This is a genomic window from Streptomyces sp. NPDC005004 (assembly GCF_053600675.1).
Map to the genome: position 1 here is coordinate 151,424 of NZ_JBSGAH010000002.1, position 14,617 is coordinate 166,040.

At 74.7% G+C, this 14,617-nt stretch carries 13 protein-coding genes; 5 read left to right on the plus strand and 8 right to left on the minus strand.

The genetic code is table 11. The features are described 5' to 3' along the window. Positions 1-94 precede the first annotated feature (94 nt). Positions 95-2,029, minus strand: coding sequence for an FUSC family protein (locus tag ACWEEU_RS03005; protein ID WP_385744983.1), 1,935 nt, complete (start codon positions 2,027-2,029; stop codon positions 95-97). Between the two features lie 45 nt (positions 2,030-2,074). Then, the gene (locus tag ACWEEU_RS03010) at positions 2,075-2,872 is read right to left on the minus strand and encodes an alpha/beta fold hydrolase (protein WP_385744981.1); all 798 of its coding nucleotides are present in this window, start codon (positions 2,870-2,872) and stop codon (positions 2,075-2,077) included. An 89-nt stretch (positions 2,873-2,961) separates the two neighbouring features. Here ACWEEU_RS03010 and ACWEEU_RS03015 point away from each other — a divergent pair, with 89 nt between their 5' ends. Further along, positions 2,962-4,347 carry an aminotransferase-like domain-containing protein gene (locus ACWEEU_RS03015; protein WP_451727830.1) on the plus strand — a complete coding sequence of 462 codons (1,386 nt, stop codon included), beginning with the start codon at positions 2,962-2,964 and terminating at the stop codon, positions 4,345-4,347. Here the strand turns inward: ACWEEU_RS03015 and ACWEEU_RS03020 are convergent. The 3 genes from ACWEEU_RS03020 to ACWEEU_RS03030 form a co-directional block, all read right to left on the minus strand. Continuing rightward, the gene (locus ACWEEU_RS03020; RefSeq protein WP_385744977.1) at positions 4,307-4,810 is read right to left on the minus strand and encodes a hypothetical protein; all 504 of its coding nucleotides are present in this window, start codon (positions 4,808-4,810) and stop codon (positions 4,307-4,309) included. The two genes, ACWEEU_RS03015 and ACWEEU_RS03020, sit on opposite strands and share 41 nt — an antisense overlap. A 40-nt stretch (positions 4,811-4,850) precedes the next feature. Further along, entirely contained in the window at positions 4,851-5,804 is a 954-nt protein-coding gene (locus ACWEEU_RS03025; protein ID WP_451727833.1) for a hypothetical protein, read from the minus strand. Positions 5,805-5,961: 157 nt separating this feature from the next. Further along, positions 5,962-6,444: a hypothetical protein gene (locus tag ACWEEU_RS03030; RefSeq protein WP_451727835.1), complete on the minus strand. Its 483-nt coding sequence runs from the start codon at positions 6,442-6,444 to the stop codon at positions 5,962-5,964. Between the two features lie 217 nt (positions 6,445-6,661). On the opposite strand from ACWEEU_RS03030, the gene ACWEEU_RS03035 reads away from it, so the two are divergent. Continuing rightward, positions 6,662-7,849 (plus strand): PP2C family protein-serine/threonine phosphatase, encoded by a 1,188-nt coding sequence (locus ACWEEU_RS03035; protein WP_451727838.1) that lies wholly within the window; start codon positions 6,662-6,664, stop codon positions 7,847-7,849. 117 nt (positions 7,850-7,966) lie between these two features. Beyond that, complete coding sequence (locus tag ACWEEU_RS03040; protein ID WP_385744968.1) at positions 7,967-9,040, plus strand: hypothetical protein; 1,074 nt, start codon at positions 7,967-7,969, stop codon at positions 9,038-9,040. Here the strand turns inward: ACWEEU_RS03040 and ACWEEU_RS03045 are convergent. Both ACWEEU_RS03045 and ACWEEU_RS03050 read right to left on the minus strand, forming a co-directional pair. After that, on the minus strand, positions 9,030-10,595 hold the full coding sequence (locus ACWEEU_RS03045) for an LCP family protein (protein ID WP_385744966.1): 1,566 nt from the start codon (positions 10,593-10,595) through the stop codon (positions 9,030-9,032). The genes ACWEEU_RS03040 and ACWEEU_RS03045 overlap by 11 nt on opposite strands. A gap of 340 nt (positions 10,596-10,935) precedes the next feature. Beyond that, positions 10,936-11,142 carry a hypothetical protein gene (locus ACWEEU_RS03050; protein ID WP_451727842.1) on the minus strand — a complete coding sequence of 69 codons (207 nt, stop codon included), beginning with the start codon at positions 11,140-11,142 and terminating at the stop codon, positions 10,936-10,938. Between the two features lie 111 nt (positions 11,143-11,253). On the opposite strand from ACWEEU_RS03050, the gene ACWEEU_RS03055 reads away from it, so the two are divergent. Next, entirely contained in the window at positions 11,254-12,399 is a 1,146-nt protein-coding gene (locus ACWEEU_RS03055) for a tetratricopeptide repeat protein (RefSeq protein WP_385744963.1), read from the plus strand. Between the two features lie 6 nt (positions 12,400-12,405). Here the strand turns inward: ACWEEU_RS03055 and ACWEEU_RS03060 are convergent, their stop codons facing one another. Continuing rightward, positions 12,406-13,218, minus strand: coding sequence for a hypothetical protein (locus ACWEEU_RS03060; protein ID WP_385744961.1), 813 nt, complete (start codon positions 13,216-13,218; stop codon positions 12,406-12,408). Between the two features lie 154 nt (positions 13,219-13,372). On the opposite strand from ACWEEU_RS03060, the gene ACWEEU_RS03065 reads away from it, so the two are divergent. Then, positions 13,373-14,341 (plus strand): nucleoside hydrolase, encoded by a 969-nt coding sequence (locus ACWEEU_RS03065; protein WP_451727847.1) that lies wholly within the window; start codon positions 13,373-13,375, stop codon positions 14,339-14,341. Positions 14,342-14,617: the final 276 nt, after the last annotated feature.

The following is a 14,617-nucleotide window of genomic DNA, read 5'->3' on the forward strand; positions in this document are numbered from 1 at the left end:
ACCCTTCGCGTGAGTTGATGCCGATCGCTGGCCAGGACGGACACGTAAGGTTAGCGGCCCTGAGGCACGGGTTCCGGCCGCACCCGGGGTGTCGTCAGTGGGGTGTCGCGATCGCGCGGGCGGCGGCGACCTCTTGGCGCAGGGGCTCGAGGACGCTCTCGGAGGGTCCGGTGAGGTCGGTGCGCACTGCCGTGAGGGTGTCGGTCCGCCGTACGGATTCGGCCAGTTCACGGAGTTGGCGGGCGACGTGCTGGACCTCCACGGGGGAGGGCGGAGGAGCGCCGTGGAGGACGCGGACCCGGGCTCCGGTCGTCGCGTCGACGATGCGTTCCACCGCCACCACCAGCGGCCACCAGGCGGCCGCACGGCGTCCGGTGGGGGGCGGTTCGGTGAGGGCGCGCTGGAACTCCGTCCGGATGGTGGACAGATCGCGGTACAGCCGGCGCCGCATCCGGGTGCGGGCGGCGGGCGCCGTGCCCGGGCCGAACGCCGCCTCGACGTAGGCCGCCGTGTCGGCCACCGCGTCCGCCAACCGGTCGCCCACCCGGCTGTGCCAGCTCTCCGGCCACAGCAGATACCCGACGACGAGCGCGATCCCGCAGCCCATCAGGGAGTCGAGGAGCCGGGGCAGGAGCAGGTCGACGCCCTGGTGGTTGAGGATGTCGGAGAGGAGCAGGATCACCGGGGTGATCGCGGCGGTCTGGTAGCCGTAGCCGCGCGGGGTGAGGGCCGGGACCAGCGGGCCCAGCACCATCATCACCGGCACGTCCCACCAGCCGAGCGGCACTTCGGCCAGGATCGCCGCCGCGATGACCAGGCCCACCACCGTGCCCAGCGCCCGCAGCAGCGCGCGGGAGAAGACCGACCCGAAGTCGGGCTTGAGGACGAAGGTGATGGTCAGGGCGACCCAGTACGAGCGCGGTACGGGGACGAGGGAGACCAGCGCCTGCGCGATGCCGATGCACAGGGCCAGACGCAGGCCGTAGCGCCAGGAGTTGGCGGACTGCAGGACGTTGCGCGCGGCCCGTGCGCCGCGCGAGCGCAGGGGTACGGAGTGGTCGTCCGCGCCGAGCGGGTCCACGTCCGGCGCCGCGACCACCTCGGCGGTGTGCCGCAGCGCGTGGTCGAGGGCGCGGGCGGAAGCCGTGGTCGGCGGGGGCAGCTCGGGCAGGTTCAGCCGGCCGGTGTGGCCCGCCGCCACGTCGTCGGCCAGGCGCCGTACCGTGTCGGGGAACTCCGGCGGCAGCGGTTTGCCGGTGAGGTCGACGGCGGGCGCCGCCTCGACGACCGGCGTGATCGCGTTCAACTGGGCGAGCAGCCGGGTGAGTTCCGGGCTGCGCGCGTGGTGCAGGGCGCGGTGGCCGAGGAGGACGTCGTACGCCTGGTTCAGCGCGCGGGTGACGTCGAAGCGGGCGACGACGTACTGCTCCGGGGGTCCGCCGCAGGCGGCCAGGAGGTCGGCGACCTTGCGGTAGCCGAGGGCGACGGAGCCGCGTTCGGGCACCCCGGCACGCAGCGGCCAGGCGAGCAGGGCGAGTGCCAGGACCAGCAGTCCGCCGCCGGTCATCAGCAGCGGCGCGAGCCACCAGGGGCGGGGCAGTGGCAGACCGGCGCCGACGACGCAGTTGAGCAGGAGCAGCAGTCCGGACACGGAGGCCACCGTGCCGATGGTCGAGATCATCCCGGAGACCAGCGCGACGGCGGTGACCACGCCGACCGCCGCCCAGCCCTGTCCGAAGACGAGCGTGCCGAGGATGACGCCGACCGCGCCGGTGAGCTGGGGCACGGCGATGGTGATGACCCGCATCCGGTAGGCGTCGGCGGTGTCGCCGATGACGCCGTTGAGCGCGCCCATGGAGGCGAGCGCGCCGTACGCGGGCTGCCCCACCGCGAACCCGATCGCCAGCGGCAGCGCCAGCGCGACGGAGGCCCGGGCGACGGCGGCCCAGTTGACCGGCGCGGGTTGCGCGCGGAGGTTCCGTACCAGCCAGTCGGGAGGGGTGAGGCCGATCGGGAACTCTCGGGACATGCGCCCATTATGGTCGCTTCGCCCGATGAGCCCCCCGTGCGCCGCTCACCGCGCCTCGGCGGTCACCCCGTCCACCTCTTCCAGGAACGCCCCCAGCACCCGGTTGAACTCCTCGGGGCGCTCCAGGTTCGGCAGATGGGCCGCGCCGGGGACTACGTGCAGGCGGGATTCCGTGAGCGCCGCGTGCATGGCCTCCGCGTCCGCGACCGGGGTGTACGTGTCGTCTGCGCCGGTCACCACCAGGGCGGGCGTGGTGAGCCGGGCGAGCAGCGGCCGGTAGTCGGGGCGGGCCGCGCGACCGCGCAGGGAGGCGGCGGCGCCCTCGGGGTCCGTGCCGGTCATCATCCGGTGCACGTGCGCCTTGACCCCGGGCTCGGCGTACGGCGCGACCATCCGCTCCAGCACCTCGTCGGCGTACCCGGACATGCCCTCCGCGAGCAGCCGGCCGGCCATGGCGTGCCGGGCCCGTACGCCCTCGGGGGTCTCGGGCTCGGGGAAGGTGTCCGCGAGGACGAGCCCCCGGACGCGGGCGCCGAACCGCCCCGCGCACTCCATGGCGATCTGGCCGCCCATGGAGAGTCCGGCGAGCACGAAGACGCTCGCGCCGAGGTGGTCGAGCAGGCTCTCGATGTCGCGCGCGTGCCGGGAGAGCGTGACCGTGCCGGGGGTCACCGGGGAGGCGCCGTACCCGCGCAGATCGGGGACGATCACCCGGCGCCCGGCGGAGAACTCCGCGAACTGCGGGGCCCACATCGTGCGGTCGAAGGGGTGGCCGTGGACGAGGACGAGCGGGAGGCGACCGTTCTCGGGGCCTTTGTCGTCGTATGCGAGGAAGGGCGGCATGGAATCGACCCTAGGAGTCGCCGCCGACTCGGTGCAATGAAATCTTTGCCCTCGGTGCAATGTGAACGTCACGCTGAACAGGGGGAGTTGTGGACGACTACCACCGCATCGCCGACCGGATCGCCGCCGACATCGCACGGGGACGCCTGCGGACCGGTCAGCGTCTGCCTCCGCAAAGGGCGTTCGCCCGTCGTCACGGCATCGCCGCGTCCACCGCCGAGCGGGTCTACGGCGAACTCGCCCGCCGGGGGCTGGTCGTGGGCGAGGTCGGCCGGGGCACCTTCGTGCGCGCCACGGCGCCGGACGGCCAGCCCGGGCGTGCGCTGACGGAGGCGTCCTGCGGTCCCGCGACGGTGAACCTGGAGCTGAACTACCCGTGTGCGGACGGCCAGTCGGAGCTGCTGTCCCCCGTCCTCACCGAACTGCTGCGCCCCGACGCCCTCTCCGAGGTGCTGCGTCTGCCCGCCCCTGCGGCCGGAACGGAAGCGGCGCGGGACGCGTTCGCCGCACTGCTGGGCTCCCCCGCCCCCGGCCTCGACCCCGACGGCATCGTCTTCACCGGAAACGCCCGCCAGGCCATCGCCGCCACCCTCGCCTCCCTGGTCCGCCCCGGCGACCGGATCGGCGTCGAACCGCTGACGTATCCGCCGGTGAGAGAGGTGGCGGCCCGACTGGGCGGCACGCTCGTACCGCTCGCCACGGACGAACGCGGCCCCCTCCCCGCATCCCTCGCGGCCGCCCACCGTTCGGCTCCCCTGGCGGCGCTCTACCTCCAGCCGACGCTGCACAATCCGACCTCGCGGACGCTGGACGCGGGGCGACGAGCCGAACTGGCCGAGGTGATCACCGACTTGGCGATACCGGTGGTGGAGGACCGGGTGTGGTCCTTCCTCCACGAGGGCGACGAGCCGCCGTTCACGTCCCTCCTCCCCGGACTCGGCCACCTCGTCGACAGCCTGTCCAAGCGGATCGCCCCCGGCCTCACGGTCGGTTTCGCCGCCGTACCGCCCGCGCGGGCCGGCGAGGTGGCGCGGGCGGTGCGGTCCGGCGGCTGGAGCGCGGGTTCACTCGCCCTGGAGGCGGCGGTGCGGTGGATCACCGACGGGACGGTGGACCGGCTGACGGCGGCCAAGCGGACGGACGCCCGGCACCGCCAACTGCTCACCGCCGAGGCTCTGTCCGGCGTCCCGCTCGTCTCCGCGCCGGCCTCCTGCTTCACCTGGTGGCCCCTCCCCGCCCCCTGGCGCGCGGACACCTTCACGGCGGCGGCCCGCGCCCGGGGCATCGCGATCACGCCGGGCACGGCCTTCGCCGCGGCGCCCTCGCACACCCCGGACGCGGTACGCCTCGGCCTCGGCTCGGTGTCGGAGGGGGAGCTGGTGCGGGCACTGGGGGTGTTGGCGCGGATCGCGGCGGAGGGGCCCGGCGCGGCCGTTAGGGGAGTTCCAGCTCGGGCAGGCCGAGAAAGCGGGTGATCGCCTCCACCAGGCGTTCCTCGCGGTCGCCGCCGTTCCCGTCCGCCTCCGTGAGGGCGGGCAGGAAGTGGTCCGGGGCGGGGCCGACTCCGTCGGTGGGGGACTCGAAGCTGAAGGCGGTGTGCGGGCGGCCGTCGCGGTAGTACGCGAAGGAGGGGCCGTGGGCCTTGGCGGCGCAGGGTTCGGTGACGAAGACCGCCAGTTCGGCGCCGGACGGGCACAGGGCGGCGTAGTCGGCGTCGCCGTAGTCGCCGGAGTCCGCGCAGTCCCAGGCGAGCATGTCGTGCATCAGGACACCCCAGTCGTCGCCCTTGGCGTACGCCCGGGGGCGCCGGTGCTGGGCGAGCAGGCCGCGGGTGAGCGCGTCCAGGGTGGTGCCGCGGAAGAAGACGACGTTGGTCTCCTCGTCGCCGGGCGGGCGGCCGTGTATCCAGCCGAGGGGGCCGTTTATCCAGTGCCTCATGGGGCGCACGGTAGAGCCGGTCACTGACAGCGCTCGGCGCTCAGACCTGTGCCCGCCCGTCCTCCTGCACGGAGTCGGGGCGTCTGTCCCGGTCTTTGCGTCCTCTCGCCTCCGGCTTCCGTGGCTCCTCCGGCCGCGCCCGGCGCCGGGTCAACCAGGTCGTCAGGGCCACCGTCACACCGAGGGTGAGCAGGAGCCAGGAGACCGTGCGCAGGGTGGCGGTGAGGGTGTCGTAGACGGCGGCGGCGACCGGGTGGGGGACGTCGGGCGGGAGGTCGGCCAGGGTGAGGGCGCGGCCGACGGTGAGGGCGAGGGCGAGGATGGCGCCGCCGAGGGCCGTGCCGAGCGAGGTCGCGACGATGGCGCGGCGGCGGTGGACGGCCAGCGCGATCCCGGCGGAGGCGAACACGACGGCCGCCACCGGCAGCCAGAAACCGGCGACTTCCAGCATGTGGTACCCCTTGCGGAACCGGGTCAGGTCACCCGCCGGGAGCACCGGTACGACGGTGTGCTGGACCGGGATGCGGGCGGCGAGCGGGACGTGGTCCTGGGTGAGCTGCTGCTTGACCCGGGCGGTGACGGGGGCGAGGTCGACGGTGACGGCGGCGCCGGGGGCCCCGGCGGTCGGGTCCTCGTCGCGCAGGGCGCGCAGCACCGCGTCGTGGGTGATCCGGTTGCCGGTGTCCCAGGCCAGCCGGAAGGCGCGGGTGTGGGTGAAGGAGCGGACCGCGTCGCGCACGAAGGGCCGTACCGAGGCGCGTACCGGGGTCATGTCCATGCGCTGGTCCGCCTCGCGCAGGATGCCGTCCCCCACCGCCCGGGCGATGGCCTCCCGTACGTCCGGGTCGGCGGCGAGCGGGGCCATGGTGGTGACGTAGCGGCCCGTGTCGGTGAGCGTGTACGCCGCCCAGGCCGCCGAGGCGCCGAACGGCACGAGGAGACAGGCCAGCGCGATCAGCGCGGCCGACACGACGCTCCGGAAACGAGGGGACACCCTTCCAGGCAAGGGGTGCCGGGGGCGGCGCGCGAGCGGGGGCGGGCGTACGGGGGAATCCGGATGGGTTCCCCGGCGGAGGGTTGCGCCGGACGGGTGGGCGCGCGACGCGTGGACCCCGGCCGGGCGGGCCGGGGTCCACGGGGTCGGCGCGGGGTCAGTGGACGCGGTGTCCGGTGGCGTCCTCGCGGGTGTAGAAGCGGTAGAAGAACACGATGAACGTCACCACCCCGATCGCGATCGAGTTGCCCACCGAGCGGTAGATCGAGGCGCCGGTCTGGCTGTAGAGGAAGCCGAACGAGCAGCCGACGAACACCGTCCAGGCGGCGGCGTGCAGTTCGCGGGGCAGCCGGGGCGCCAGGGTGAGCAGCGCGATGAGCACCACCGCGAAGACGAGCGCGGTGAGGAACCCGAAGAGCAGGTTCCAGCCGGTGACGGGGCCGCCGGAACGCCGGTTGGCGGCCGCCCAGTAGCCGTAGATCAGTGCCAGCAGCACCGGTACGACGATCCTGAGCATCCGGTGGGCGCGGGCGTCGAACACGTCGGGCGTCGGACCGGTGCGGAGCCGGTCTCCCTCGTCCGCGCCGGAGGTACGGGCGCCGCCGGTCCGCGCGCCGGGTGCGGGTGCCGCGTGAGCCATGAGAGCGCTCCTCTCGCCTGACATCGCGCGGGACATCGCGTGACGTCGTCTGATGTCGCCCCACACTCCAGATCACACCGGGGGCGGCGGCGCGGCAACTCGGCGGGCGCCGGTCCGTCCCGTGGCCCGGATGCGCGGGGCGTGCCTGCGTGTTTCGCTGAAGCCACGGAGGGTCCGGCCGCCCTGTCGCGGACGGGTTCGTGACGGAGAGGGCCTCGTGGAGCGGATCGACCGCCGGAAGCGGCAGCGGGAGTGGTTCCGTGTCGGCGACTGCGACGTGGCGTGGCTGGTGCCGTTGCTGCTGCTCATGGGCATCGCGGCGGTCGATCTCCTCACCAGTGAGCAGTTCCGGATCGTCTCCTGGATCGTCCTGGTGCCGAGCATCGCGGCCGCGTTGTGCGGGGTGGGGACGACCGTCGTGTTCGCCCTGCTGTCGCTGGTCACGTACGTCGCCGTGGACACGGTGTACCCGAACCAGTACCGGGCCGGGAACGCCGACTTCGTGCTGGTCGCGCTCGGCGGCGCGCTGGCCGTGATCGCCGCGGAGGCGCGGGCCGGCCGGGAGCGGCGCGAGGGGCACATGAGGGACATCGCGGAGACGACGCGCCGAACGGTGCTGCGGCCGCTGCCGCCGGGGTGGGCCGGCCTGGAGCACGCGGGGGTGTACCTCGCCGCCGACACCGACGCGCGGGTGGGCGGCGACTTCTACGACATCCAGCCGGGCCCGCACGGCACCCGGGTCCTCGTCGGTGACGTGCAGGGCAAGGGGCTCGGCGCGGTGGAGACGGCGGCGGCGCTGCTCGGCACGTTCCGCGAGGCGGCGTACCACGAGCCCGACCTCGCGACCGTCGCGGACCGGCTGGAGACCCGCATGTACCGCCACCGCGGCCACACCGCCGCGCTCGGCCGCTACGACGGCGAGCGGTTCGCCACCGCCGTCCTGCTGAGCTTCCCGCAGCGCGAGGGCGACACCGTCGAGATCATCAACTTCGGCCACGAGGCACCCCTCGCCGTCGGCCCGCGCGGCGTACGCCCCCTTCCCGGCACCGAACGCCTCCCGATCGGCTTCGGCCATCTGACGGAGGGCCTGGCCGGCGGCGCGGCGGACCTCCCCTCGGCCGACCTCCCCGCACAGGTCCCGGCGGAAGCCCTCGCCCCCGAACTCCACCCCGACGAGACCCTTCTCGTCGTCACCGACGGCGTCACCGAGGCCCGCGACCGGCGCGGCGAGTTCTACACCCTCGTACGCGAGCTGGACCGGGCCCTCGCCCGGGATCCGGGGCGGGCGGCGCCGAGACGGCTGGTGCGGACCGTGCGGGACGGGGTGCTGCGGCACACCCGGGGACGGCTGGCCGACGACACCACGGTGTTCGCGGTACGGCGGATGCCCGACACGTCGGACTAGGCGAAGTCCCGCCGCTCGCCCCGCCTCTCCAGGGGGTACCTTCCCCGTCCCCGGCGTGCCCCGGCCGTCCCACCGGTTACGGTGCTCGCTGGAGTCAGGGCGAACAGGGGAGGCGCGATGCCCGGAACCGTGCTGTTGCTGGCGGCCGCGCCGCTGGGGAGGGGACGGCAGGTGGACGCGGCAGGGGTGCTGCCGATACTGGCCGCCGTCGCACCGGCGGTGCTGTCCGGCACCGAGACCGCGAACGTGGTCGAACTGGCCGATCCGCTGGACCCCCAGGCCGTGCTGACCAGGCTGCGCGCCGCCGCGGCCGCGCCCGGACCGCTGACGGTGTACGTCACCGGGCAGTTGCACCTCGACCGCCGCCAGCACCTGCCCCATCTCGCCCTGGCCCGCACCACGGCGGCCACCGTGCGCTACACCGCGCTGCCCTGGCACTGGATCAGGGAGGAACTGCGGCTGCGCCCGGCCGGGGCCACCACGCTCGTCGCGGATCTGCACGCGGACGCCGAGACCTGGACCCATCTGCTCGCGCACCCGCTGGACTCCGGCCGCGGCAGCGAGGTGTACGGCCGGATCGCGCCGTCGGCCGCCCGGCGCGGGATCGCGCAGCCGACGTACATGAAGGCCGTCGCCACCCTGCTGCGCAGCGGGCACCGGCCGCCGCTCCCGGAGCTGCACCGGGCGGCCCTGGACCGGATCGCGGACGAGTTGCCCACGAACCTGGTGCTCACCGCGCCGCCGCGCCCGGCGGGCGACCCGCACGCCGAGCTGACCGCGGCCGTACGGTCGGGCCGGCACGCGGAGGCGGACGCGCTGGCCGCCCGCCATCAGCAGGCGGCGGCCCACGCGCGCGGGCCGGCCTCCGAGGACGCGCTGCACTGGGCGGAGGTACGGGCCGACCTCGCGATGTTCGCGGGCGACCCGGCGCGCAGTTGCCGCGCCTGGCTGGACGTGGCCGGGGTGCGGCTCGCGGCCGGGCAGGCGCCGGACGCGCCCGCGGTCGAGGCGGCCGTCGACCGCGCCCACCACCAGTGGGGCCGGATCGAGGACCCGGCCCGGGCACGTGAACTGGGACCCGCTCTGGCCGGCTTGAGGCTCCGGGTGCCGGGCCGCAGGGACGGCGCCCTGGACCATGTGCAGCGGCAGCTCCAGCGGCTGACGGGACGTCAGGCCGACGTCACCAGGTGAAGCCCGGCTGGACGTCCATGCAGGCGTCGGCCTTCTCGCCGTTCAGCACGGCCGCGGTCTCCGGGACCTTCTTCGGCTTGGTCTTCGGGAAGACGTCCCCGGTGCGCCAGTCCTCGCCGACGACGAGCGTCACGCCCTGGACCTCGTCCGACCGACGGGCCCGCTTCAGCGGGATGTGCAGGGCGTCGGCCACCGCCTGGGCGTCGCCCTCCTGGTCGGGCCCGGGGTAGAGCACCTCGGTGTCGGGCTCGGCGGCGGGGGTGGTGTCGGTCGAGGCGCTGGTGAACCCCTTGGCCTGGAGCACCTGGGCGATGGCCGAGGCGCGCTGGGGAGCGGGGGCCTCCATGGCGGTGCCGGTGCCGTTGCGGACCCGTACGGCGATGTCGGCGGGCGGCGCGGCCGGGTCGGTGGACGTGGGGTCGGGCTTGGGCTTCGTGCCCGCGAGGGAGGTCAGCGAGTCGTCGTCGCGGACCATGGAGATGAGCTGTTCGGCGTCGTTCGGTGCGGGTACGAGCCGGTTGTGGTCCTGGGCCCACTGCACGGTCGGCAGGGTGGTCATGGTGATGCCCTTGGTGGGCACCTTCTGGAGCTCCATCGACAGGTCGTAGAGCTTCTTTACCGTGCCGAGCCCGTCGTCCACGGTGAGCGCGTCGGTCGCGGCCTCCGCGAGCTCGCGCATCTCGCCGGGGTTGCCGAGCCGGGCGTTGGCGCGGAGCTGGCGGACCATCGAGTTCATGTACATGTGCTGGGCGTGGGTGCGCCCGATGTCGGTGCCGTCCTCGAAGCCGTAGCGGGTGCGCAGCCACTGCAGGGCCTGCTTGCCCTTGACCGGGTGGGTGCCCTTCTCCAGCTTCAGGCCCGAGCCGTGCCCGGAGGAGGTGTGCGACCAGACGTTCTCCTTGACGCAGACCGGGACGCCGCCGATCGCGTCCGCCATGGCGACCACGCCGGAGAAGTCGACCATCATGAAGTGGTCGATGTGCACCCCGGTGAGCTGCTGCCAGGTGGCGACGGTGCAGCCGGGGCCGCCCCGGCCGAGCGACTCGTTCGCCATGGACAGGGAGAGCGCCGGGTACACCTTCTTGGTGTCGGCGTCCGTGCACTTGGGGATCGGGATCATGGTGTCGCGGGGCAGGCTGACGACCGACATGTTGCTGCGGTCGGCCGACAGGTGCAGCAGCATCTGCACGTCCGCGAGCGGCGGGCGGCCCACGTCGCCCTTGGAGCCGCCGAGCTTGAGGTCCTTGGCGGTGTTCCGGCTGTCGGAGCCGATCAGCAGGATGTTCAGCGGGGTCTGGCCCTGGGCGTTCGGGGTGGCCGCCGGCACGGGGGAGTCGCCGAGGTCGAGCCGGGCCTTCCTGATGTTGCCGTTGAGGTGCTCGTAGTAGACGTAGCCCGCGCCCGCGGTGCCTATGACCAGCAGCGCGAGGGTGGCCGCGGACCACTTGAGTATGCGGCGTCCGCGCCGGGGCCGGGCGGCACCCTTGCCCTCGTCGCTCGACCGGTCCGCGGGTCCTGCCGGAAACTCGTCCGCGCGCAGGCTGTTCGCCGCCATCCCGTGACCTCCCACCCCTGGCCCGGACCCCGGGGCCACCGAAAGAATCGCCCATCGCCGGTCAAGCGGTGGGCATCAGGGCTGTCCGGCAATTGCCGTCCGCCGCACGCCCTTCGGGCGACGACGCGCATTGCGGGACAGGCCCTGGGCCGCACCGGTCCGGGAGCGCTCACCCTAGCCGCGCGGTTCGGTGTCAACCGTCGCCGGTGAGATATTCCACTCCCGTACAACCGGTGTATTGGGCCTGTTTGTTGGGAAAGGCGTGGTTGGCCTTGGCCACAGTTTTACTCGGAGTTCCCCTGTCGGCGCTTGAATACGGCTTGCCCGTACGGGCGTTGGGTCACCGCTGAGCGGAGCGGACCGCCGGCGCGGAGGGGGAGTCGGGGGCGGGCGCGGGACCCGCGTTCGCCGCCACGACCAGCGCCGCGACCGCCACCACGGCCGCCACGACACCCCGGGTGAGGGAAGGGTCGTCCGCGGTCCGGCGCAGCCGGGGGCGAGGGTGCGCGCCGGTGCGTCCAGGGGCGGCCGATGTACGTCCGGGCACGGTGACCTCGCTACGGCGGGTGACGAGTCGGATACACGTGAGCCGCCGATTAACCTAGGGCTGCGCGCTCCCAACGACAAGGGGGCCCAAGGGAGTTGGGGAGGACGCCCGATGCGCGAGCGGAAGGATCCGGCCGCCGTCGCGGACGGGCTGGGGCGACGCCTGGCGGAGGCCCGCCGCACCCTGGACGACGGCGCCGCCGAGGAGGCCGGAGCCCGCTTCGCCGCCCTGCTCGCGGAGGCCGAGGGGCACGGGGAGGGCGGCTTCGCGCCGGAGCGCGCCGCGGCGCTGCTCGGCCTCGGGGAGAGCGCCCTGGAGACCGGTGAACTGACCGACGCCCTCGACCACTTCCAGCGCGCCGCGGACCTGCTCGCGGACGCGCCCGCCCCGCTCCGCGCCCCGGTCCTGCGCGGTCGCGCCGTCGCCCACTACCTCTCCGGTGAACTCAGGTACGCCGTGCACCTGCTGGAGACGGGCCTCGACGAACTCGCCCGTGCCGTGCCCCAGGACCCCGACGCCCTGGTGCTGCTGCACGCCGCCGCCATCGGGCCGTACATGGACATGGGCGCCCACCACCGCGCCGCCCGCGCCGCCGAGTCCGCGCTCGCCCTCGCGCCGCGGGTGACCGACCCCGCGCTGCTCGCCCGCACCCACCGCTCGGTCGCCCGTACGCTGCTCGCCCAGGGGCGGCACGCCGAGGCGGACGCCTCGCTCGCGACGGCCGCCGAGCTGTACGACCGGCTCGGGCTGCGCACCGAACTGGCGCACTGCCACTGGATGCGCGGCTACGTCCGCGCCCAGGCAGGGCAACTGGCAGGCGCCGAGGACGAGTTGCGGCAGGCGCTGCTCATGCTCGGCGAGACCCGCGCCGCCCTCTACCGCAGCCAGGTCGCCGTCGAGCTGGCCGACGTGCTGCACCGGCGCGGCAGTTCGGGTGACGCCGCCGAGCTGCTGGCCGGGGTGCTCGGGGACTTCTCCTCCGAGCGCGGCGCGGTCCACGCGGCCGCGGCCCACCGGCTGCTCGGCATCATCGCGGAGGACGCCCACGACACCGAGGCGGCCGAGGAGCACTACGTCCGCGCGCTCAGCCTCCTGGAGCGGGCCGGGGCAGCGGGAGACCTGGCCGATCTGTGCCGGCTGCTCGGCGACCTGCTGCGCCGGAGCGGCCGTACGGAGGCGGCGCTGGACGCCTACCGCACCGGGCTCGGTCACCGCACCGCGCCGGGAAGCACCACGCTCGGACCCGGCCGGATCTGAGCGCGCTCAGACCTGGACGCGCCCCTGCCTGCGCACGTCCGCCAGGCGCAGGGCGCCGATCTGGACGGCGGCCTGCGTCGCGTCGTTCGGCACGTCGCCCAGGCCGCCGTTGGTCAGCGCGAAGGCGTCCTGGCCGACGCGGACGGCGGCGACGTCCAGGGTGAGCAGCACGTCCTGGTCGTCGTCGGTCGTGGTGGCGACGGTGACGCGCAGACCCTGGCGCTTGTCCCCGACCTCGGGGACAGAGGCGGAGTTCACCCGCACGTCCTCGATCAGCCCCGTCTGCGTCTTGGCGGTGAAGCGGGCGCAGTCGGCGGGCATCGTGCCGAGCCAGGTCAGCGCGGCGTCCACGTCGGCGGGACGGCGGGCGGCGATCTGGTAGCGCAGCTGCGCGCCGCTGTCGGGGTCGTCCAGGCCGACGGCGACGCGGGCGGGGGCGCGCAGCAGCGTGTCGGCGTAGAGGGCGTCGAGCAGCGGCTGGCACTGGCCCGCGTCGGTGGTGGCCTTCAACATGCCGTCGCGCCAGGTGGCGGCGCCGTGCGTGGCGGTCCAGGGGGCGCCGAGGTCGGTCTCGGTGAGGAGCGCGTTCTGTGCCTGCGCGTCGGTGAGCAGCGCCTTGTCGGTGCCGGGGGCGGCCTTGGAGGAAGGGGGCGGCTTCTCGATCGTCGGCAGCGGCTGACGGGCGGTCGGGGGATGTTCGAGGCCGAGAGTGGCGCAGCCGCCGAGAGCGAGGGTGAGGGCGCAGGAGGCGAGGAGGGCGCCGCGCACGGGTATGGCGCCGGTCCGTATCGGCAGGGCGCCACGGGCGCGTGCGGTCATCGGGGTGCCTCCTGCTCGTACCGGAAGGGCTGTTTCCCCTCACGGCATCACCCCGCGCCCCCTCCCACCAGCGCTCCGGTCCGTCCGGGTGAGTGCCGGGCGCCGCTCCGGCGACGCGGGTAGGTTCGGTGTCCGCGACCGAGAGGAGCCCGACGTGGCCGAGCGGCCCGCCGTTCCCGTGATCATCGACTGCGACACCGGCGTGGACGACGCGCTGGCGCTGCTGTTCGCCGTCCGGCACCCCGGGCTCGACCTGCGGGCGGTGACCTGCGTGGCCGGGAACACCGGCGTGGACCGCGTGGTCCGCAACACGCTGACCGTGCTGGAGCGGGCCGGCGCGGCCGACGTCCCCGTCGCGCGCGGCGCCGAACGCCCGCTCCTCGAGCCCGCCCGGGTCGCGCACTGGCACGGCACCGACGGCATGGGCGACCTCGGCCTGCCCGCCCCGGCCCGCGCCCCCGTCCCCATGGACGCCGTCACCCTGCTGCGCCGCGAGATCCTCGCCTCCCCGCGCCCGGTGACCCTCATCCCGACCGCGCCCCTGACCAACATCGCCCTGCTGCTGCGCACCCACCCCGAGGTGACCCGGAACATCGAGCGGATCGTGTTCATGGGCGGCGCGGTCGGCCCCGGAAACGCCACGGCGGTCGCCGAGTTCAACGTCTGGCACGACCCGGAGGCGGCGGCCGTGCTGCTCACCGCCGGGGTGCCGATCACGATGTACGGTCTCGACGTGTTCACCCGGGTCGTCGTGCCCGGTGCGGACGTGCGCAGGCTGCGCGCGAGCGCCGAACCGGGCACCCGGCTCGCCGGTGACCTCCTCGCCCACCGCCCCCCGGCCCGGGGCACCGCACCCCAGGACGCGGCGGCGGGCGGCCTCGGCGACGCGGGCGCCGTCTGCGCGGTGGCCGACCCGGAGGGACTCACCACCCGCCACGTCCCGGTCGAGATCGCCCTCGCCCCGGGCCCGGCGCGCGGCCAGACGGTCGTCGACCTGCGCGGCCGCCCCGGGGAGTCGGAACTGCACGACGGGGAGCGGGAACGGGCCCTGGTGGACGTGGGGTTGGACGTGGATGTGAAGCGGTACGTGGAGTTGTACCTGTCGACGGTGGAGCGGGGGTAGCCGGTTCGGCCGATGGCGGGGCGGGTGTGGTCGGCGGGCCGGTGGTGGAGCGGTCGTGGGGCGTCGGGTCGGTGGCGGGACGGGTGCGGCTGTCCTGCCGGTGGCCGGTGGCGGGGTGGCCGTGGGGCGTCGGGCCGGTGGCGGCGTGGCGGGGGACTCGGACCGGTGTCCGTGGGGCTCGGGCGCGCGGTGCGTGGCCGGGGGCGTCCCGCTCCCGCGCGGCCCACGACCGCGCCCCCGGCAGCCGTGGGGCCGCCGGGGGCGGGGGTGGAGGCG